The 19,254-nt window shown below is 71.8% G+C and carries 18 protein-coding genes; 7 read left to right on the forward strand and 11 right to left on the reverse strand.

The features are described 5' to 3' along the window. Nucleotides 1-210, reverse strand: a 210-nt coding sequence (locus ACXR2U_RS18135; protein WP_458826477.1) for a hypothetical protein, incomplete at its 3' end; no start/stop codon positions are given. 242 nt (nucleotides 211-452) lie between these two features. Here ACXR2U_RS18135 and ACXR2U_RS18140 point away from each other — a divergent pair. From ACXR2U_RS18140 to ACXR2U_RS18150, 3 genes are all read left to right on the forward strand, one after another. Next, nucleotides 453-2,174 (forward strand): ribonuclease J, encoded by a 1,722-nt coding sequence (locus ACXR2U_RS18140; protein WP_458826478.1) that lies wholly within the window; start codon nucleotides 453-455, stop codon nucleotides 2,172-2,174. Next, complete coding sequence (gene map, locus ACXR2U_RS18145; protein WP_458826514.1) at nucleotides 2,171-3,049, forward strand: type I methionyl aminopeptidase; 879 nt, start codon at nucleotides 2,171-2,173, stop codon at nucleotides 3,047-3,049. Before ACXR2U_RS18140 ends, map begins: the two co-directional genes overlap by 4 nt. Before the next feature lie 183 nt (nucleotides 3,050-3,232). Further along, entirely contained in the window at nucleotides 3,233-5,248 is a 2,016-nt protein-coding gene (locus ACXR2U_RS18150; protein ID WP_458826479.1) for a S53 family peptidase, read from the forward strand. An 81-nt stretch (nucleotides 5,249-5,329) separates the two neighbouring features. On the opposite strand, the gene ACXR2U_RS18155 is transcribed toward ACXR2U_RS18150, so the two are convergent. The 4 genes from ACXR2U_RS18155 to ACXR2U_RS18170 form a co-directional block, all read right to left on the reverse strand. Continuing rightward, nucleotides 5,330-5,971, reverse strand: coding sequence for a TrmH family RNA methyltransferase (locus ACXR2U_RS18155; protein WP_458826480.1), 642 nt, complete (start codon nucleotides 5,969-5,971; stop codon nucleotides 5,330-5,332). Nucleotides 5,972-5,975: 4 nt separating this feature from the next. Beyond that, on the reverse strand, nucleotides 5,976-6,485 hold the full coding sequence (pyrE, locus tag ACXR2U_RS18160; RefSeq protein ID WP_458826515.1) for an orotate phosphoribosyltransferase: 510 nt from the start codon (nucleotides 6,483-6,485) through the stop codon (nucleotides 5,976-5,978). Nucleotides 6,486-6,580: 95 nt separating this feature from the next. Then, nucleotides 6,581-7,351 carry an SDR family NAD(P)-dependent oxidoreductase gene (locus tag ACXR2U_RS18165; RefSeq protein ID WP_458826481.1) on the reverse strand — a complete coding sequence of 257 codons (771 nt, stop codon included), beginning with the start codon at nucleotides 7,349-7,351 and terminating at the stop codon, nucleotides 6,581-6,583. 2 nt (nucleotides 7,352-7,353) lie between these two features. Continuing rightward, nucleotides 7,354-8,187 carry a hypothetical protein gene (locus ACXR2U_RS18170; RefSeq protein ID WP_458826482.1) on the reverse strand — a complete coding sequence of 278 codons (834 nt, stop codon included), beginning with the start codon at nucleotides 8,185-8,187 and terminating at the stop codon, nucleotides 7,354-7,356. A gap of 171 nt (nucleotides 8,188-8,358) precedes the next feature. On the opposite strand from ACXR2U_RS18170, the gene ACXR2U_RS18175 reads away from it, so the two are divergent. Next, complete coding sequence (locus ACXR2U_RS18175; protein WP_458826483.1) at nucleotides 8,359-9,168, forward strand: DUF4190 domain-containing protein; 810 nt, start codon at nucleotides 8,359-8,361, stop codon at nucleotides 9,166-9,168. Continuing rightward, nucleotides 9,165-9,857 (forward strand): hypothetical protein, encoded by a 693-nt coding sequence (locus tag ACXR2U_RS18180; protein WP_458826484.1) that lies wholly within the window; start codon nucleotides 9,165-9,167, stop codon nucleotides 9,855-9,857. The genes ACXR2U_RS18175 and ACXR2U_RS18180 overlap by 4 nt, the downstream gene beginning before the upstream one ends. Nucleotides 9,858-9,877: 20 nt before the next feature. Here ACXR2U_RS18180 and ACXR2U_RS18185 read toward each other — a convergent pair whose 3' ends face one another. The 5 genes from ACXR2U_RS18185 to ACXR2U_RS18205 all read right to left on the reverse strand — a co-directional run bounded on the left by ACXR2U_RS18185 (nucleotide 9,878) and on the right by ACXR2U_RS18205 (nucleotide 15,857). After that, nucleotides 9,878-10,246 (reverse strand): DUF2752 domain-containing protein, encoded by a 369-nt coding sequence (locus ACXR2U_RS18185; protein ID WP_458826485.1) that lies wholly within the window; start codon nucleotides 10,244-10,246, stop codon nucleotides 9,878-9,880. Between the two features lie 116 nt (nucleotides 10,247-10,362). Further along, complete coding sequence (locus tag ACXR2U_RS18190) at nucleotides 10,363-11,178, reverse strand: RDD family protein (protein ID WP_458826486.1); 816 nt, start codon at nucleotides 11,176-11,178, stop codon at nucleotides 10,363-10,365. Nucleotides 11,179-11,298: 120 nt separating this feature from the next. Continuing rightward, nucleotides 11,299-12,087, reverse strand: coding sequence for an RDD family protein (locus ACXR2U_RS18195; protein ID WP_458826487.1), 789 nt, complete (start codon nucleotides 12,085-12,087; stop codon nucleotides 11,299-11,301). A 115-nt stretch (nucleotides 12,088-12,202) separates the two neighbouring features. Then, the gene (gene clpB / locus ACXR2U_RS18200; protein ID WP_458826488.1) at nucleotides 12,203-14,776 is read right to left on the reverse strand and encodes an ATP-dependent chaperone ClpB; all 2,574 of its coding nucleotides are present in this window, start codon (nucleotides 14,774-14,776) and stop codon (nucleotides 12,203-12,205) included. A 73-nt stretch (nucleotides 14,777-14,849) separates the two neighbouring features. Then, on the reverse strand, nucleotides 14,850-15,857 hold the full coding sequence (locus ACXR2U_RS18205) for a type IV toxin-antitoxin system AbiEi family antitoxin domain-containing protein (RefSeq protein WP_458826489.1): 1,008 nt from the start codon (nucleotides 15,855-15,857) through the stop codon (nucleotides 14,850-14,852). A 305-nt stretch (nucleotides 15,858-16,162) separates the two neighbouring features. On the opposite strand from ACXR2U_RS18205, the gene ACXR2U_RS18210 reads away from it, so the two are divergent. Together ACXR2U_RS18210 and ACXR2U_RS18215 are read left to right on the forward strand one after the other, a co-directional pair. Then, entirely contained in the window at nucleotides 16,163-17,443 is a 1,281-nt protein-coding gene (locus ACXR2U_RS18210; RefSeq protein WP_458826516.1) for an acyl-CoA dehydrogenase family protein, read from the forward strand. Further along, on the forward strand, nucleotides 17,440-18,648 hold the full coding sequence (locus ACXR2U_RS18215; protein WP_458826490.1) for an acyl-CoA dehydrogenase family protein: 1,209 nt from the start codon (nucleotides 17,440-17,442) through the stop codon (nucleotides 18,646-18,648). The genes ACXR2U_RS18210 and ACXR2U_RS18215 overlap by 4 nt, the downstream gene beginning before the upstream one ends. On the opposite strand, the gene ACXR2U_RS18220 is transcribed toward ACXR2U_RS18215, so the two are convergent. After that, nucleotides 18,641-19,165: a hypothetical protein gene (locus ACXR2U_RS18220; RefSeq protein WP_458826491.1), complete on the reverse strand. Its 525-nt coding sequence runs from the start codon at nucleotides 19,163-19,165 to the stop codon at nucleotides 18,641-18,643. The genes ACXR2U_RS18215 and ACXR2U_RS18220 overlap by 8 nt on opposite strands. Nucleotides 19,166-19,254 lie beyond the last annotated feature (89 nt).

Raw genomic sequence — 19,254 nt, forward strand, 5'->3', positions numbered from 1 at the left:
GTCGAGCCGCGCCCGCTGCGCCCGCACGGCCTGCGCCTCGGACGGCACGGCCGCCCGCGCGCTCGACCACCCGGACCGCGCGTGGTGGCCGGCGACCCGACCCCACCGCACCGCGAACCGACCGAGCCAGACACCGAGCAGCGCCGTGAGGCCCGCCCCGACCACGAGCAGGCAGGTCACGACGACGAGGAGCACCGACAGAGCGGACACGCGCGACCTCCGGGGCAGGCGGACTGGCGTCGACGCTACGGATCCCGGCTGTGAACTCGCCCGGAGCGTCGACACCGTTCCGGCCTCCGGGGCAGGCGAGCCACACCTGTTGTCGCACCGCAGCACCTGTGCGCGCACGAAAGTCCGTGTTCTCGACCCTGGCCGCTCCGGGCGACCCCGGGTTCCGCACCCCGACCGAGGCGGTGGGGAGCGTGGGGAGACCGGATCGTTACCGTGGCCGGGTGACGGTCTCTCCCCCGCCCGGCCCGCCGACCCGCCTGGGGCAGCCCGCGAAGCTCAAGCCCGGCGCGGTGCGGGTGGTCGCCCTGGGCGGCATCAGCGAGGTCGGCCGCAACATGACGGTCTTCGAGGTCAAGCCGCGTGACTCCGGGTCACGGCTGCTCGTCGTCGACTGCGGGATGCTGCTCGGCAAGACCAACGCCCCCGGCATCGACATCACGCTGCCGGACTGGGCCGCTTACGCCGACCGTCTGCGCGAGATCGACGCCGTCGTCCTCACCCACGGCCACGAGGACCACATCGGCGCGTTGCCCTACCTGCTGCGCGAGCGCGCGGACATCCCCGTCTACGGCAGCAAGCTCACCCTCGCGATCCTCGCCGCCAAGCTCGAGCAGTTCCGGATCCTCAACCCCGACCTGCGCACGGTGACCGAGGGCGACCGGATCACGGTCGGCCCCTGGGACCTCGAGTTCTACGCCGTCACGCACTCCATCCCCGACGCCCTCGCGGTCGCGATCCGCACCGACAACGGGACGCTGCTGCACACCGGCGACTTCAAGATGGACCAGACCCCGCTCGACGGCCGCCTCACCGACCTGCCCGGGTTCGCCGAACTCGGCCGCGAAGGCGTCGACCTGCTGCTGGCCGACTCGACCAACGCCGAGGTCAAGGGCTTCAACCCCAGCGAGCAGGACATCGGCCGCACGCTGCACGACGTCATCGGCAAGGTGCAGGGCCGGGTCGTGGTCGCGTGCTTCGCCTCGCACGTCCACCGCGTGCAGCACGTCGTCGACGCCGCGGTCGCCGCCGGCCGGGTCGTCGCGTTCGTCGGCCGCTCGATGGTCCGCAACATGGGCATCGCGGCCGAGCTCGGCCTGCTGCGGATCCCGCCGGGCACGCTGGTCGAGATCAAGGAAGCCGAGCAGCTGCCCTCACGCCGGGTCGTGCTGATCTCCACCGGGTCGCAGGGCGAGCCGCTGTCCGCGCTGTCACGCATGGCCAACAACGAGCACCCGGTCATCAAGGTCGTCGCCGACGACACGATCATCCTGGCGAGCTCGCTGATCCCGGGCAACGAGAACTCGGTCAACGCCGTGGTCAACGGCCTGTCGCGGCTCGGCGCCACGATCGTCGACAAGAGCAACGCGTTGGTCCACGTGTCGGGTCACGCGCCCGCGGGCGAACTGCGCTACCTGCTCAACATCGTCAAGCCCGCGAACCTCATGCCGGTGCACGGCGAGTGGCGTCACCTGCGCGCCCACGCGGCGATCGCGGAGTCCGTCGGTCTCGCGCCGGAGCGCATCATGCTGGCCGAGAACGGCACCGTGGTCGACCTGCGGGACGGCGTCGCGAGCATCGTCGGCGGGTTCAACGTCGGACACGTCTTCGTCGACGGTCTCGCCGTCGGCGACATCGGCGACACCACACTGAAGGACCGCACCATCCTCGGTGACGAGGGGTTCCTGTCGATCCTGCTGGCCGTGGACTTCGGCGCGGGCCGGGTCATCGTCGGCCCTGAGCTCACCGCCCGCGGCTTCTCGGAGGACCCCGCCGCGCTCGACCCGATCGCCGCCGAGCTCGTCGAGGTGGTCGAGAAGGCGCTGGCCGACGGCGTCCGTGACGCCTCGGCGCTGTCGTCGATCGTGCGTCGAACCGTCGGTCGTTGGGTCGACCGCAACTACCGCCGTCGGCCGATGCTCGTGCCGATGGTCGTGGAGGTCTGACGGTGACGGTGACGGCCGGTGTGGTCTCGCCGCGCCTGACCGTCCCGGCCGACATCGCGCGGCCGTTCTACGTCCGCGCCGACGGGTCCTCGCTGCCGCGCAGCGAGTCCGACCACGACGACCCCATGGTCAAGAACCCCGCGACGATCGAGAAGATGCGGGTGGCGGGGCGCATCGCGGCCGACGCCGTGTACGAGGTCGGCCGGCACGTCGCACCCGGCGTCAGCACCGACGAGCTCGACCGCATCGGCCACGAGTTCATCGTCGCCGCGGGCGCGTACCCCTCGACCCTGGGCTACAAGGACTACCCGAAGTCCTTGTGCACCTCGGTGAACGAGGTCATCTGCCACGGCATCCCCGACTCCCGCGTCCTCGCCGACGGCGACGTCGTCAAGGTCGACGTGACGGCGTTCAAGGACGGCGTGCACGGCGACACCTGCGCCACGTTCTTCGCGGGCACCCCGGCCGAGGACGTCCGGCTGCTGGGCGAACGGACCTACGAGGCGATGATGCGCGGCGTGCGGGCGGTCCGCCCCGGCCGTCCGGTGAGCGTCATCGGCCGCGTGATCGAGAGCTACGCCAAGCGGTTCGGGTACGGCGTCGTGCGTGACTACACCGGCCACGGGGTCGGGTGGTCGTTCCACACCAGGCCGACCGTGCTCCACTACGACGAGCCGCGCGCCGACACCGAGCTGGTGCCGGGGATGACGTTCACGATCGAACCCATGCTGACCCTCGGCGGCGTGAGCTGGGACCTCTGGGACGACGACTGGACCGTCGTGACCCGCGACGGCTCCTGGGTGGCCCAGTGGGAGCACACGCTGGTCGTCACCGACGACGGCGCCGAGATCCTCACGCTCCCGTCCGCGAACTGAACCCGTCCGTACCTGGCGCTGATCCGGCGTTAGCACGAACCGGACTGAACCGGGACACTCCGCCCACTAGCGGGGGCTCTTTCACAGCGCCTAGCGTGGGGATTCGTATCCGCCTCTTCAGCGCGCGCCCTCCGGGCGCGCCGGGGCGGTGCAGTCCGTGTGTCACCGAGCCGAAGGACGAGCATGCCCGTACCGCACTCCCGGCGCGTCATCGCGCTGGCCACGGCGGCGATCGCCGTCGCCGGCGGCGCCACCCTGGCCGCCGCGCCGGCCGCCTCCGCCGCCCCCAGCGGCACCGTCACCCTCCAGAACACGCTGCCCCGCTGGCTGTCGAAGGCCACGGCGGCCACCGGCGCGACCCCCAAGGTCGCGACCAGCCAGACCGTCCGGGTCTACCTCGCCCCGAACGGCGGCCTCGCCGCCCTGAAGGCCAAGGTCGCGGACCTCACCACCCCCGGCTCGGCCCACTACGGCCAGTGGCTCACCACGGCGCAGTACAACGCCGCCTACAAGCCCACCGCGGCCGCGGTGAAGTCGGTGACCTCGTACCTGCAGTCGAAGGGCCTCACCGTCTCGGGGACCGCCGCGGGCAACCGCTACGTCACCGCCAGCGGCAGCCCGGCGACGCTCGGGAAGGCGTTCGGCACCACGCTCGCCACCTTCACCCACGACGGCCAGACCGTCACCGCGCCCAAGAGCGCCGTGACCCTGCCGGCCGCCGTCGGCAACGCCGTCCTCACCGTGACGGGCCTGGACACCACCAAGCAGATCAAGACGCACGACCACCTCACGGACCAGCCCGCGGCGCCGACGAAGGCGGCACCGGCCGCCACCCCGTCGGACGACGTCACGCCGCCCCCGGCGTTCGTCAACGCCTACCCGTGCAACACCAACTACGGCAACCTGCTGGCCACGTACCAGGCCGACTTCAGCACCCCGCTACCGAAGTTCCAGGGCCAGACGCTGCCCTACGTGCCCTGCGGCTACACCGGCCCGCAGTTCCGTTCGGCGTACGAGGGTCAGTACGCCGCGGGAACCCCGGACACCGGCCTCGACGGCTCGGGTGTCACCGTCGCGATCACCGACGCGTACTCCTGGCAGCTGATCAAGAAGGACGCCAACACCTACGCGGAGAACCACGGTGACGGCAGCTACGTCAAGGGCCAGCTGACGATCGTCCCGTCGCCGACCGGTTACAACCGTCAGGCCGACTGCGACCCGTCGGGCTGGAGCGGCGAGGAGACCCTCGACGTCGAGGCCGTGCACGCGATGGCCCCGTCCGCGAACATCAAGTACTTCGCGTCGGCCTCCTGCTACGACGACGACTTCACCGACACGCTCGCGCGGGTCGTCGACGACAACACCGCCAAGCTCGTCACGAACTCCTGGAGTGACTCCGAGGAGAACGAGAGCAGCGCGCAGATCGCCGCCTACGAGCAGGTCTTCATGCAGGGCGCGGTCCAGGGTCAGTCCTTCCTGTTCTCCTCCGGCGACAGCGGCGACAACGTCGCGTCCACCGGGATCAAGAGCGTCGGCTACCCCTCGTCCGACCCGTACGTGACCGGCGCCGGCGGCACCTCCACCGGCATCGCCTACGGCTCGAAGCTGTTCCAGACCAGCTGGGGCACCTACAGCTACTCCCTGGCGGCCGACGGCAAGTCCTGGGGCCCGGGCAGCTTCAACGCCGGCAGCGGTGGTGGCTTCTCCACGCTGTTCAACCGGCCGACGTGGCAGACCGGCGTCGTCCCGACCGGGACCTCCTCGGGTCGCGGCGTCCCCGACGTCTCGATGGACGCCGACGCCAACACCGGCATGCTGATCGGGCAGACCCAGACGTTCTCCGACGGGTCGGTCCACTACAGCGAGTACCGCCTCGGTGGCACCAGCCTCGCGAGCCCGCTGCTCGCCGGCTTCTTCGCCCTGTCGGTGCAGGCCAAGGGTTCCGGCTTCGGCCTGCTGAACCCGCTGCTGTACCAGCAGAAGCACACCATCGACGACGTGCTGCCGACCCCGAACTACGTCGGTGTCGTGCGCGTCAACAACAACAACGGCGAGGACGCGACCGACGGCCTGTCGTACTTCGTCCGCACCTTCGGCCACGACTCCTCCCTCCCGGTCACGAAGGGCTGGGACCCGAGCACGGGCCTGGGCGTCCCGGGCGTGAAGTTCCTGGGGAAGTACACGCCGGCCGCGAAGTGACCCGGTAACACCCGCACGACCACGACGGGGCGTCCCTCCCACCCGGGAGGGGCGCCCCGTTCGTCGTGTCCGGGGCGCGCGTCAGTCCGGTGGGGAGCCCGCGTGCTGGCGGATCCAGGCGTGCATCGCGATGCCCGCGGCGACCCCGGCGTTGACCGACCGGGTCGAGCCGTACTGCGCGATCGAGGTCGTCACCGCGGCGACCGCCCGCACCTCGTCGCTGATCCCGGTGCCCTCCTGCCCGAACACCAGCACGCAGCGGCGGGGCAACGCGAGGGTCTCCAGGGGGACCGCGCCCGGCAGGTTGTCCACGGCGACGACCGGCAGGTCGCGTTCGGCGGCCCAGGCCGCGAGGTCGGCGGCGGTCGGCAGGTGGCGCACGTGCTGGTAGCGGTCGGTGACCATCGCGCCGCGGCGGTTCCACCGCCGGTTGCCGACCACGATCACCTCGGCGGCGAGGAACGCGTTCGCGGTGCGGACGACCGTCCCGATGTTGAGGTCGTGCCGCCAGTTCTCGATGGCGACGACGAACGGGTGCCGACGCGTGTCGAGGTCGGCGACGATCGCCTCGACCGTCCAGTACCGGTAGCGGTCGACGACGTTGCGCCGGTCGCCGTGCTCGAGCAGTTCGGGGTCGTAGCGGGCGTCGTCGGGCCACACACCGGACCACGGCCCGACCCCGACCTCCGCTGACGGCTCCGGGGCGCCGTCCGGGTCGGTCACCGCCTCAGGCGAGACCGAGGTCGGCCATGGTGAACGCGGCGCGGTACTCCAGCCCCGCCGCCTCGACCGCGGGTCCGGCGCCGCGGTCGACGATGACCGCGCAGCCCGCGACCTCGGCCCCGGCCTCGCGCAGCGCCTCGACGGCCGTCAGCACGCTCGAGCCGGTCGTCGACGTGTCCTCGACCGCGACCACCCGGCGGCCGGCGACGTCCGGGCCCTCGATCCGGCGCTGCAGACCGTGGGCCTTGCCCTCCTTGCGCACGACGAAGGCGTCCAGCGCCCCGCCGCTCGCGTGCAGCATCGCGGTGGCGACCGGGTCGGCGCCGAGGGTCAACCCGCCCGCGGCCACGGCGTCCCAGCCGGCGACGAGATCGAGCATCACGCGCCCGACCAGCGGGGCCGCCTCGTGGTGCAGCGTCACCCGGCGCAGGTCGACGTAGAAATCCGCCTCCCGGCCGGAGGACAACGTGACGCGCCCGTGCACGACGGCGATGTCCTTGACGAGCTGGAGCAGGGCGGCGCGGTCGGCGGCGAGGTCGGTCACGGGTGCGACGTTATCGTGCGGGGACCGGAGCCGGATCGTCGCTGCACGGTGCAACGGTCACGGGATCAGGAGTTGCCCAGCGCCTTGCGGATCGCGGTGCGGGGCAGGACCTTCACCGCGGCCAGCAACGACTTGTACCGCAGGCTCGGCACGCTGACCGGTCGCCCGCGGCGCAGGTCGGCGAGACCCTCGGCGACGACCTGGTCGGCCTCGAGCCACATCCACTCCGGCACGCGGGTCATGTCCGCCTGCGCCCGCTCGTGGAACTCGGTGTGCGTGTAACCCGGGCACACCGCGCAGACCCGCACCCCGGTGCCGGTGAGCTGCTGCGCGAGCGCCTCGGTGAAGCCGGTGACCCACGCCTTGGCGCCGACGTACGTCGCGCCGCTCGCCCGCGGCACGAACCCGCCGACCGAGCTGACGTTGACGACGTCGCCTCCGCCCCGGGCCGTCATCGCCCCGACCGCGGCGTGGGTCAGGACCAGCACCGAGCGCACGTCGAGGTCGAGCATCCGCAGCTCGTCGGCGAGGTCGTTGTCGGCGAACCGGCCGTAGATGCCGAAGCCCGCGTTGTTGACCAGCATCGACACCGGCTCGTCGCGCAGGACCGCGGCGACCGCGTCGGTCCCGGCGTCGGTCGCGAGGTCGGCCCCGAGCGACCGGCAGGAGATGCCGTACCGGTCGGCGAGCTCGGCCCCGGTGGCGTCCAGGCGGGCGACGTCACGGGCGACGAGGACCAGGTCGTACCCCTCACCCGCGAGCGCTCGGGCGAACGCCGCCCCGATGCCCGAGGTCGGGCCGGTGACGACCGCGAGCGGACGCGCGCCTGCCGCCACCGTCAGCCCCGCCTCTTGCCCTTGGCGCGGCCGGTGTTGCCCGACCCGCCGCCGGGGCCCTTGCCCTTGTTCGGCGGGCGCGTCGCCGCGGGCGCCGGGGGCTTGTCCATCGACACCGTCGACGACGAACTCGTGGGTCCGGATGCCGGGGCGGTGCGCGGGGGCCGTGGCCCGAACAGACCGCCGCCGCCCGCGCGTGCGGGCCGGACCGGGCGACGGGCGTTGAGGTACCGCGTCACCACCGGCACGTTCACGAGCACCGTCGCGGCGGTGAAGGTGATGACGCCGAGGATGAAGACGACGACGAAGAGGGCAGGGAGCCCGCCGGAGAACAGCGAGGTCAGCTGCAGGATCGAGAACGGCACCAGCGGGAACAGGTTGCTCACGAACCAGACACCGACGATGAACCAGCGCACGATCGGCACCCCGCGGAACGCGAAGAGGCCGAGGGCGCCGAGCACCAGCAGCGGCAGCACGCCGGAGAGCAGCTGACGGGACAGCACGCTCGAGGTGTCACCGTCCGAGGCCTTCGCGACCGGCCCGGTGCCGTTGATGCAGCCGTCGATCTGGTCGCGGATCTGCGCGTTGGTCGACGCCCGCGGGGTCACCTTCGGCTGCGGGGTCGGCGTCCCCGAGACCGTCGCGGTGGGCGTCGCGTTGGCCGAGTTCACCGCGACCGAGCAGCCGACGTACGTCCGGTCGGTGTAGAGCGAGAGCGGGAGCAGGAACCCGAGGATCGCCGTGACACCCAGCAGGATCGCCGCAGCGGTCAGCAGCCGGGGACGGGGCCCGGCGTCGGCGGTCGCGGCGGAGGATCCCGAGGAGGCGGCGGTCACGGGCCCGAACAGTACCGGCGAGACCGTGGTCGACACGGTCCTCACCTGCGGCCCACCGCTCGTGGGGACGGAGCGCCCGTCTGCTTCGTTACCCTTCTGACAACCTCACGACCAGACGGCACCGTCGGTGCCCACGACCGGGGACACCCGGGTGACACCTCGAGGAGACGGGTGAGCGCACCGCAGCCGCCGGAGGATCCGACCGCGCCCCCGGGCCGCCCGGATCCGGACCCGACGCGCCCCGACGACGCCCCGTCGGACGCCACCCGCACCTACGAGTTCCACGGCGAGGAGCTCGACTTCGACCCGTACCGGTTCGGCGCGCCCGAACCGGTCGCGCCCGTGTGGGGCCCGCCGGCACCGGCTGCCGGAGGCCCGGCGGGTCCGACACCCGGCCCCGGCGACCGCTGGAGCCCCGGTGGGGGCGAGTCCGCTCCGGAGGTGCGTCCGGGTGACTACTGGCCCAGCGGCGGTGCAGCCCCTCACGGTGACGCCGTCTTCCCGCCCGCGGGCTACACCCCGCCGCCAACCGGCTCGGACACCCGCGTCGACCTCGGCAAGGCGCCCGGCGGCTACCCGCCGCCGACCCATCAGGGCTACCCGCCGCCGCACCAGGGGGGCTACCCCCCTCCCGGCGGCTACCCCGGTCGGCCCGGACCGAGCGAGGCCGACCGCTGGCGCGGCGGCAACAAGCTCGCGGGCTGGGGACTTGGGGTCGGCCTGGTCGGCTGCGTCCTGTTCTTCACCACGTTCTTCGCGATCCTCATCGGCGGCACCGGGTTGGGGCTGTCGATCGCCGCGTACGTCAAGGCCCGCCGCGGCGCCCCGAACAAGGGCCTCGCGCTGGCCGGGATCATCGTCTCGATCGTGGCGATCGTCCTGGGGATCGCGCTGCTGATCTACGCGTTCAGCCAGTACGACCTCAGCTGCATCGTCAAGCTCGACGGCGACACCAGCCGTATCGACGAGTGCGTCCGGTGAGCACCCCGTGGGGCGACGGCCCGCCGCCCGGGCCGTACGGCGAACGCCCGGCCCCGCAGCAGTACGGGGCGGTCGAGCCCTACGGGGGCGGACCGGTCGACCCGTACGCGGGCCAGGCGGCCCCGCCGGTGCCGACGTACAACCCGTACGTCAACCCCGGTTCGTGGGAGCCCGCGCAGTACCTGCCGCGCCAGTCCGCGCCCGGCACGATCGTGGCCGGAACCATCGTCGGCTACGTCTTCTCGCTGTTCCTGTTCGTGACCGGCCTGTTCCTGTTATTTTTCGGCTCGATCATCGGGTCGTCGTTCGGGTCGGACTCCACCTTCACGAACGGTGGCGCCACCCTCGTGCTCGGCGGCCTCGGCAACTGGATCGCGGTGGCCCTGTTCATCACCGGCGGCGTGCTCGCGAGCCTGCGGCGTCCGGCCGGGCTCTACATCACGCTGGCCGCGAGCGGGTTGGTCGTCGTCCTCGCCGTGTACTGGATGATCGCCTACCCCGAGGGCGTGGTCGTCTTCTGGGCGTTCCTGCACGTCGTGCTGGCGCTGGTCCCGGCGGGCCTCGTCGCGCTGCCGCCGGGCAACCGGGCCTGGCTCGCGGGCGTGCCGGGCAGTGGTCCGCCGCCACCCGGGCCGTACACGCCGCCGCCGTTCCCGACCGACCAGTACGGACGTCCCTTCGGTACCTGACCGATCAGGCGACTGACGGCTCAGGACGCCGGGGCGAGCGCGGAGCCGGCGGGCAGGTTCCGGAGCACCGTGTAGACAACCAGCAGCGTCACGACGACCACCGGAACCGTTGCACGCGGCAACGGATGGCCGCGCCACCGTGCGATCACCGGTGGCCGCCCGGTCACGGTCCGGAAGGCCCGCCAGGCGAACCACGGTGCGAGCGCGAACACGACCAGGCTGGACGACGCCGCGGCGCCGATCTGCAGGTGCGCGAGCAGCCACACCGCGCGCAGGCCGCCGCAGAACGGACACCAGAGGCCGGTGGTCACGTGGAACGGGCAGAGCGGCACGTCGTGGTGGACGGGGTCGAAGGCTACGACCCCTGCCGCAGCGACGCCGACCGCCACGAGAGGAGCGGCGGCGGCGCGCAGTCGCTCGCGTCGGAGCGACGTCTGCCCCGCCCCGGTCGACCCCACGAGGGGCGCGACCGGGACGGGGCCGACGGATGTGCTGATGTCGCTGACTACTTGACCGAGATGACCACGGAGTTCACGGCCTTGTCGTGCCAGCCGCGGTACCGGCCCGCGGGCGGGCTGTCCAGCCAGGCCGACCACAGACCGGCGAAGCAGACGTAGTTCGCCAGACCCTGCACGAGATAGCGCAGGAACGCCCGCCCCATGCCGATCGGCTGCCCGTTGTCGTTGTCGACGACCTTCACGCCCATGATCTTCTTGCCCGGCGTCTGCCCCTTTACCCCCAGCATGTAGATCCACGCGACCAGCACGGCGACCCACAGGATCAGGAAGATCACGAACGTGATGATGATGCCGGCGCTCGCACCCGCACCGCTGTCGCAGTTGTAGTTCCCCGCGTCGTCGAAGTTGCAGTTGACCGTCGACGCCGAGCCGATGATCCCCGTGAACAGGATGATCACGGCGATGAGGGCGAGCACGTTGAGGATGAGGCCGTCGATGACGTAGGCGATGACGCGATTCCCCATCGACAGCGGCCCGACAGCGCCCGGCGGCAGGTTGCCCTGCGAGGAGCCGTAGGGGTTGTTGCCGTACTGGTTGGTCGCCGGGGCGCCGTAACCACCGGCCGCCGCGCCGTACGCCGGCGCCTGCTGGCCGTACGACGGTGCCTGCTGGCCGTACGAAGGGGCCTGCTGGCCGTACGACGGCGGCGGGTTGCCCTTGTCGAGGTTGGGTGCCGGTGGCTGCTGGCCGTACCCGGGCTGCTGCCCGTAGCTCGGCGGCGCCGGCGGCTGCTGACCGTACGAAGGCTGTTGGCCGGGCTGGCCTTGACCGCCGGGCTGGTCGCCTGGGTTCCAGGACGTCACGAAGGCATCTCCTCATCCGTGCCGCCCGGTGTGGCGGCGGGAGGATTGTTGCGTAGTGGTCGCTCGGATGCCAACAGATGACACCCGGAAACAGCCCGTAGGGGCACGGGGATGCGCCGATCAGCCACGGGTGCTCACCGCCTGCAGTCCGAAGATCTTGTCGGGCCAACTCTGGTACCGCCCGGAGGCGCCGTCGAAGAACATAGAGAACAACATCAGCAGGAACGCGAGGCCGTAGCAGCCCACGAACGACACCCCGAGGAAGCCGGCGCGGCCCAGGCCGCGCGCGAGGCCCGGATCGGCACCGTCCTTCGTGCGGATGAACCGGACGCCTGCGAGCCGGTCACCGAGGGTCGCGCCGGTCAATCCGATCATGAGCGATTCGTAGCCGACGATCACCAGCCAGACGCCGGCGATCACCGGGTAGATCCACAGGAACTCCAGACCGCTGGAGCTCGAGGTCGGGTAGCCGTAGTCGTAGTCGTAGCTGGTGTCGGTGGCGTCGCGCAGGATCAGGTACATCACGAACACGCCGAGGGCGATGACCACGACGTAGCCGAGGGAGTCGTACAGGCGCCCGAGGCTGCGTTGGCTCGGGGTCGCCGCTCTCATCGGTGGCGCACCCGGGACCAGCACGACCCCCGGCGGGGCCGGCGGTGGCTGACCGGGTGGCGGGCCGCCGTAGGGGCTGCCGGCGTAGGGGTTTCCGGCGTAGGCGTTGCCGGCGTACGGGTTGCCCGCGTACGGATGGGCGCCGTGGGGGTTGCCCGCGTGCGGATCGCCGTACGACGTGCCGTAAGGCGGCTGCGGCGGCGGGCCGTACCCCGGGGCGTCCGGGGGGCCGTAGCTCGGCGGCCCGCCGTACGGAGCGGCGGGCCCGGGCGGGCCGGACCCGGGCGACGACGTCATGCCGTCACCCTGTCCGAACCCGTCCGGACCCGCCAGCGGGAACCGCCTGTGGATCCCTTCCCCGTCAGGGGCGAGCCCAATCAGGGGGGCCAGTCCCGTCAGGGACCGAGCTGCGTCAGCTGACGACGAGCCCCGAGCGGTCCTCGTTCGCCGCGACCGTGACGGTCTGGCCGTCCCGGATGTCGCCGGCGATGAGCGCCCGCGCGAGCTGGTCGCCGATGGCCGTCTGCACCAACCGGCGCAGCGGTCGCGCGCCGTACACCGGGTCGAACCCGGTGAGGGCGAGCCACTCCCGCGCGGCGTCGTCGACCTCGAGCGTCAACCGCCGCCCGGCGAGGCGTTCCCGCAGCGAGTCCAGCTGGATGTCCACGATGTGGGCGAGTTGCTCGACCCCGAGGGAGTCGAACACGACGACGTCGTCGAGCCGGTTGAGGAACTCGGGCTTGAAGTGCGCCCGCACGACCTCCATGACCAGCTCCCGCTTCAGCTCGCGGCTCTGCCCGGAACCGGCGTCGGCGACCAGCGCCTGCGAACCGAGGTTCGAGGTGAGGATCAGCAGGACGTTGCGGAAGTCGACCGTGCGCCCCTGGCCGTCGGTGAGCCGGCCGTCGTCGAGCACCTGCAGCAGGATGTCGAAGACGTCGGGGTGCGCCTTCTCGACCTCGTCGAGCAGGACGACCGTGTACGGGCGTCGGCGTACCGCCTCGGTGAGCTGACCACCCTCGTCGTAACCGACGTAGCCCGGAGGCGCACCGACCAGGCGGGCCACCGAGTGCTTCTCGGAGTACTCGCTCATGTCGATGCGGACCATGGCGCGCTCGTCGTCGAACAGGAAGTCGGCGAGCGCCTTGGCGAGCTCGGTCTTGCCGACGCCCGTGGGGCCGAGGAACAGGAACGACCCGATCGGCCGGTTGGGGTCGGAGATGCCGGCGCGGGCACGGCGGACGGCGTCGCTGACGGCGCGCACCGCCTCGTCCTGGCCGACGACCCGTCGGCCGAGTTCCTCCTCCATCCGCAGCAGCTTCGCGGTCTCGCCCTCGAGCAGGCGGCCGGCGGGGATGCCGGTCCAGGCGGCCACGACCTCGGCGATGTCGTCGGCCGTCACCTCCTCCTTGACCATGACGTCCTGCGCCGCCTCGGCACTGCTGGCCTCGGCGAGCTGGCGCTCGAGCGCGGGGAGCTCGCCGTACTGCAGCCGCGAGGCGGTCTCGAGGTCGCCGTCGCGCTGGGCGCGCTCGATCTGCGTGCGCATCTCGTCGATGCGTTCCTTGAGGTCGCCGACGGCGTTCAGCCCGGCCTTCTCGCGCTCCCATCGCGCGGTGAGGGCGTCGAGCTGTTCGGTGAGGTCGGCCAGCTCGGCACGCAACCGGGCGAGGCGCTCACGGGAGGCGTCGTCGGTCTCCTTGGCCAGCGCGAGTTCCTCCATGTGCCCGCGGTCGACCTGCCGTTGCAGCACGTCGATCTCGACCGGGCGGGAGTCGATCTCCATGCGCAGGCGCGACGCCGACTCGTCGACGAGGTCGATCGCCTTGTCGGGCAGGAACCGGCTGGTGATGTAGCGCTCGGAGAGTGTTGCAGCGGCCACCAGTGCGCCGTCGGTGATGACGACCTTGTGGTGCGCCTCGTAGCGACCCTTGAGTCCACGCAGGATCGCGACCGTGTCCTCGACGCTCGGCTCGCCGACCAGCACCTGCTGGAAACGCCTCTCCAGCGCGGGGTCCTTCTCGATGTACTCGCGGTACTCGTCGAGGGTGGTCGCGCCGATCAGCCGCAGCTCGCCACGGGCGAGCATCGGCTTGAGCATGTTGCCGGCGTCCATCGCGCCCTCGCCGGACGCGCCGGCGCCGACGACGGTGTGCAGCTCGTCGATGAAGGTGACGACCTCGCCGCCGGAGTCGGTGATCTCGGTGAGGACGGCCTTGAGCCGCTCCTCGAACTCGCCGCGGTACTTCGCGCCCGCGACCATGCTCGCGAGGTCGAGGCTGATGAGCTTCTTGCCCCGCAGGCTCTCGGGAACGTCGCCCGCGACGATGCGCTGCGCCAGGCCCTCGACCACGGCGGTCTTGCCGACGCCGGGTTCGCCGATGAGGACGGGGTTGTTCTTGGTGCGACGGGACAGCACCTGCACGACGCGGCGGATCTCACTGTCGCGACCGATGACCGGGTCGACCTTGCCCTCACGCGCCCGGGCCGTCAGGTCGACGCCGTACTTCTCCAGCGCCTGGAACGTGCCCTCGGGGTCGGGGCTGGTGACCCGCTGACTCCCACGGACGGACGCGATGGCGTCGGACAGGCTCTTCGTGGTGACGCCGAGCCGACCGAACACCTCGCGGGTGCCGGGGGCATCGGTCAACGCGAGCAGCAGGTGCTCGGTGGAGACGTAGTCGTCGCCGCGCTCACGGGCGTCGCGCTCGGCCGTGCTGATCACGGCGAGCAGGGCCCGACTGGCCTGCGGCGCGCCCACGGTCGAGCCCTGCGCGCTCGGCAACGCGGCGAGCGCGCTCTCGAGGCCCGACCGGACGGTCGCGGGGTCGACGGCGAGCGCCTGCAGCAACGGCCGGGTCAGTCCCTCGGTGTCGTCGAGCAGGACGATCCCGAGGTGGACGGGCTCGGTGGCGGGGTTGCCGCGGTCGGCGGCGAGTCGCAGGGCCGCCGAGACGGCTCCCTGACTCCGGGTGGTCATGTCCATGCAGAGGTACCTCGTGTCCAGGGGTTGATCGGTTCTGCTGGGTGCAACCTAACCAGAGTTGAGTCTGTTCCACTCAAGGGTCGAGTGCGCCGCGACCTGGTGGCTGCCACGTGGTCCCGTGCGGGACGGCGATCCACGGCGGTTCACCGTCACGGTTGGCGGCCCGGGCGAGGGCCCGACGGATCCGGGCGGCCGTGGCGGCGAAGTCCCGGAGATCGCGCGACCCCCACCGGACCACCTCCAGCTCGAGTCGTTCCAGGTGTTCCTGCCGCCACTTCTCCGCGCCGAGGACGACGTTCTCGCCGTCGAGGTCGGTCGTGTACTTCATCGATCCGTCGACCTCGCCGACCACGCCCGCGCCCCAGTAGAAGTCCGTCCGTCCGACGAGCACGCCGTCGGGGGTGAGGATGTGGACTTGGGTCTGCGGTGCGTCGATGCCGTGCTCGGACAGCTGCCACCGACTGCGCGACTCCAGAGGACTCTCCGCGCGCGGGTCGAGCATGTCCGCGGCGAGCCGAGCCGCGGACACGTCGCTGCGCCGTCCGAGCGTGGCGATGACCTCGTCCAGCTCGCGGCGGTCGATGAGCCCGCGCCTCAGCGCTGCGTCCCCGACCACCAGGGCTGACTCGACACCGAACTCCCGCGCCACGTCGGCGACCGTGCGTTCAGGAGAGGTGACGGCCACGCCACCCGTCGTCCCGAGGTGGCCGTCGTGGACCGCCGACCGGTGGGCGTGGACGCCGGCGACGTGGGTGTGCGTGCCGGGCGTCGTCACGCAGGCCCGTGACGACTCGGCCCAGAAGGGCAGGCCCATGACGTGCGCCGCGGCGAGGTGACTGACGGCCGCCCCGCGAACGACGAGCGTCGCGGCCACCGCCTCTCGAGCGAGGCGGAGGTCCGCCGCAGCGAAACGGTTCAGTTCCGATCCCCGCGGCGGAGCGAAGCAGCCCGCGCGCACCCGCTCGAGCGCGCCCGCACGGACGGCGTGGCGGAGGGCGTCGACCGTCCATCCCGCCGCGAGCGCCTCCGCGCGGGTGAACACGCCACACCGGCGGACCGACAGGGACGGCAACGGACGCACATCCGGGATCGTGACCGATCCGCTCCCGCGTCAGCGCCCGTCGTCCACAGGGGGGTCACTCGTCCACAGACGGATGCCCACCGTTTGACGGACACCTCGTGGCTGTGGGAGGCGCTGACGTGGTCGCCGAGCACCTTTCCCGGCCACCTGGTTCCGCTCGACCCTGCGCGACCCCCCGAATTAGGGGTTACCCTCGGTATCGCCTGTGACCGACCATCACGAGGAGCGCCGTGACCACCACCAGTCCCAGCCGTCCGACCGGGCAGGCCCACAGCGGCCCGCGGCGCGACGCCACCGGTCTCGGCATGGCCGTGTTGAACAAGCTCGCCGGGCTGCCGGTGGTCGAGAAGCTGGGCCTGCGGCAGCCGGTCGAGAAGGTCGTCTACCAGGGCACCAAGGTCGGGTTCCGGACCGCCGGCGTCGCGGCCCGGCAGTTCCAGGCCGCCACGAAGCCCAAGGCCGCCGCCCGGCCGCGCAGCGCGGGGTCGTCGGACCTGTTCGACCTGACCCCGACCGACGAGCAGAAGATGATCGTCGACGCCTGCCGTGCCTTCGCAGCCGAGCAGTTGCGCCCGGCCGCGTCCGCCGCCGACACCGCCTGTGCCGCGCCGCCGGAGCTGCTACAGCGCGTCAACAACGAACTCGGGGTCACGTTCGTCGCCGTGCCCGGGTCGCTCGGGGGAGCCGGTGACGAACGCTCGGCCGTCACCAACGTGCTGGTCGCCGAGGCCCTGGCCCACGGCGACATGGGCCTGGCTGTCGCGGCCCTCGCGCCCGCTGCAGTGTGCAACGCTCTGGTGCTCTGGGGTGACGAGGCCCAGCAGGCCACGTACCTGCCGTCGTTCGTCGGGGAGAGCGTGCCGGTCGCGGCGCTCGCCGTGCTCGAGCCGTCGACGTTGTTCGACCCGTTCGACCTGACCACCACCGCCACCCGCACCGTCGGGGGCGGTTTCCGCCTGGCCGGCACCAAGTCCCTCGTGCCCGGCGCCGCCCAGGCCGAGTTGTTCGTCGTGGCCGCGATGCTCGACGGGGCGCCGCGGCTGTTCGTCGTCGAGGGCGGCAGCGAGGGCCTCACCATCGAGTCGGAGCCCGGCATGGGCCTGCGGGCAGCGTCGACGGCCCGCGTCCTGCTCGACGACGTCACCGTCCCCGCCACCGCCGCGCTCGGTTCGACCGACGACTACCGCGACGCCATCCGGCTCTCCCGCCTCGGCTGGGCGTCGCTCGCGGTGGGCGCCGGCCAGGCCGTCCTCGACCACGTCATCCCCTACGTCAACGACCGCACCGCGTTCGGTGAGCCGGTGAGCAACCGCCAGGCCGTGGCGTTCATGGTCGCGAACATCGGCATCGAGCTCGAGGGCATGCGGCTCGCGACCTACCGCGCGGCGGCGCTCGCCGAGCAGGGCAGGGACTTCGGTCAGGCCACGGCTCACGCCCGCCGGCTGACGGCCGAGTACGGCATGAGGATCGGCACCGACGGCGTGCAGCTGCTCGGCGGCCACGGCTTCGTCAAGGAACATCCCGTCGAGCGTTGGTACCGCGATCTGCGCGCGGTCGGACTCATGGAAGGCGCGGTGCTGGTGTGATCAACCTCGAGACCCCGAAGAAGTTCCGGTCCGTCCTCGCACAGACCCGGCAAGCCGCGGTCGAGGTGTTCCGCGCCAACTCCCGCAAGTACGACCTCGCCGAGCACGAGTACCCCAAGGAACTCGACATGCTCGCGGCGCTCTACGACGGCCTCGCCGCCGGCAACGAGAACGCGGGCGGCGCACGCGGGGTGCGGCGTTCGGCGAACGGGTCCGGGGCGGAGAACCGCAACGGCACCAACCTGTCCTCGGTGCTCACCATCATGGAGAGCTGCTGGGGCGACGTCGGTCTCGTCCTGTCGATGCCGCGTCAGGGGTTGGGCAACTCCGCCATCGCGTCGGTGGCGAACGACGAACAGCTCGCGCGGTTCGACGGCCTGTGGGCGTCGATGGCCATCACCGAACCCGGATGCGGATCGGACTCGGCCGCCATCACCACCACGGCGGTGGCGGACGGCGACGACTACGTCATCAACGGCGAGAAGATCTACGTGACCGCCGGTGGACGCAGCGACGCCGTCGTCGTGTGGGCGACCCTCGACAAGTCACTCGGCCGCGCCGCGATCAAGTCCTTCGTGGTCGAGAAGGGCACGCCCGGCATGGAGGTCGTGCGCCTCGACCACAAGCTGGGCATCCGGGCGTCCGACACCGCGACCATCCGCTTCACGGACTGCCGCGTGCCGAAGGAGAACTTGCTCGGGACGCCCGACATCAACACCGAGGGTTCGTTCGCCGGGGTCATGCAGACCTTCGACAACACCCGTCCGCTGGTGGCCGCCATGGCGCTGGGCGTGGCCAAGGCCAGCCTGGACGAGACCCGCGCCTTGTTCGCCGAGGCCGGCATCACCGTCGACTACGACCGCCCCGCGGTGCGCCAACCGGCCGCGGCCGCGGCGCTGCTGGCGATGGAGGCCGACTGGCAGGCGGCGTACCTCACCACCCTCGAGGCGGCGTGGCTCGCCGACAACGCCAAGCCCAACTCGCTGCAGGCGTCCATGGCCAAGGCCAAGGCCGGGCGGGTCGCGAACGAGATCACGCTGCGCTGCGTCGAACTGGTCGGATCGCTCGGCTACTCCGAGCACAGCCTGCTGGAGAAGTGGGCTCGCGACTCGAAGATCCTCGACATCTTCGAGGGAACCCAGCAGATCCAGCAGTTGATCGTCGCCCGCCGCCTGCTCGGCAAGAGCTCGGCCGAACTCAAGTAGACGGCTTCTCGATCGCCACCGACGTCGCGGTGATGATCCCGGCCGCCATCGTCCCGACGGCCGTGATGGTGCTGCCCTTGTGCACGTCGTCCACGGTGCGGTGGCGGGCGTAGGTTGTCGTCGGCGTCGCCACGACCGTGAGTTGCAGGCCTTGCTCCACGGAGATCGTCCACCGCCCGGGAGCGATCACCGCCACGACCTTGCCCTTGGCCGTCGTGCGCGGTGGAGCCGTCACCGTCACCACGGGCACAGGCGCGGTCCTCGGCGTGCTCGCCGGCGGCGCGGAGGGCGCGAAGAGCGACGCGTCGACCGAGGCCGCCCCGGCCGGGACGGTGTCGTAGTTGCGGGTCGCCAGGACGGCCGCGGTGGTGCCGCCGGCGAGCACGACGGCCGTGCCGATCCCGGCGAGCACGGTGCGGTGACGCACGTACCAGGGCCGACGGCGGTACACGATCGGGCGGTCGCCGCCGAGCGGCGGTCCGCTCGGCAGGGGAGGTCGGTGGGACGCGTCGGCCACCCCTGGATGGTGGCTGACGCGTGTTGGGATCGGTGCCGACCCCCGGTCAGCATCGGGTCAGGGTGGTTCACAGACGCGGTCAATACCGT

This window comes from Jatrophihabitans sp. YIM 134969, from assembly GCF_054456675.1.

What these genes read in the sequence shown, in the direction of transcription:
- ACXR2U_RS18210 (WP_458826516.1), top strand. Translation starts at nt 16,163, where the DNA reads ATGGCCGTGTTGAACAAGCTCGCCGGGCTGCCGGTGGTCGAGAAGCTG.
- clpB (WP_458826488.1), bottom strand. Translation starts at nt 14,776, where the DNA reads ATGGACATGACCACCCGGAGTCAGGGAGCCGTCTCGGCGGCCCTGCGA.
- ACXR2U_RS18195 (WP_458826487.1), bottom strand. Translation starts at nt 12,087, where the DNA reads ATGACGTCGTCGCCCGGGTCCGGCCCGCCCGGGCCCGCCGCTCCGTAC.
- ACXR2U_RS18150 (WP_458826479.1), top strand. Translation starts at nt 3,233, where the DNA reads ATGCCCGTACCGCACTCCCGGCGCGTCATCGCGCTGGCCACGGCGGCG.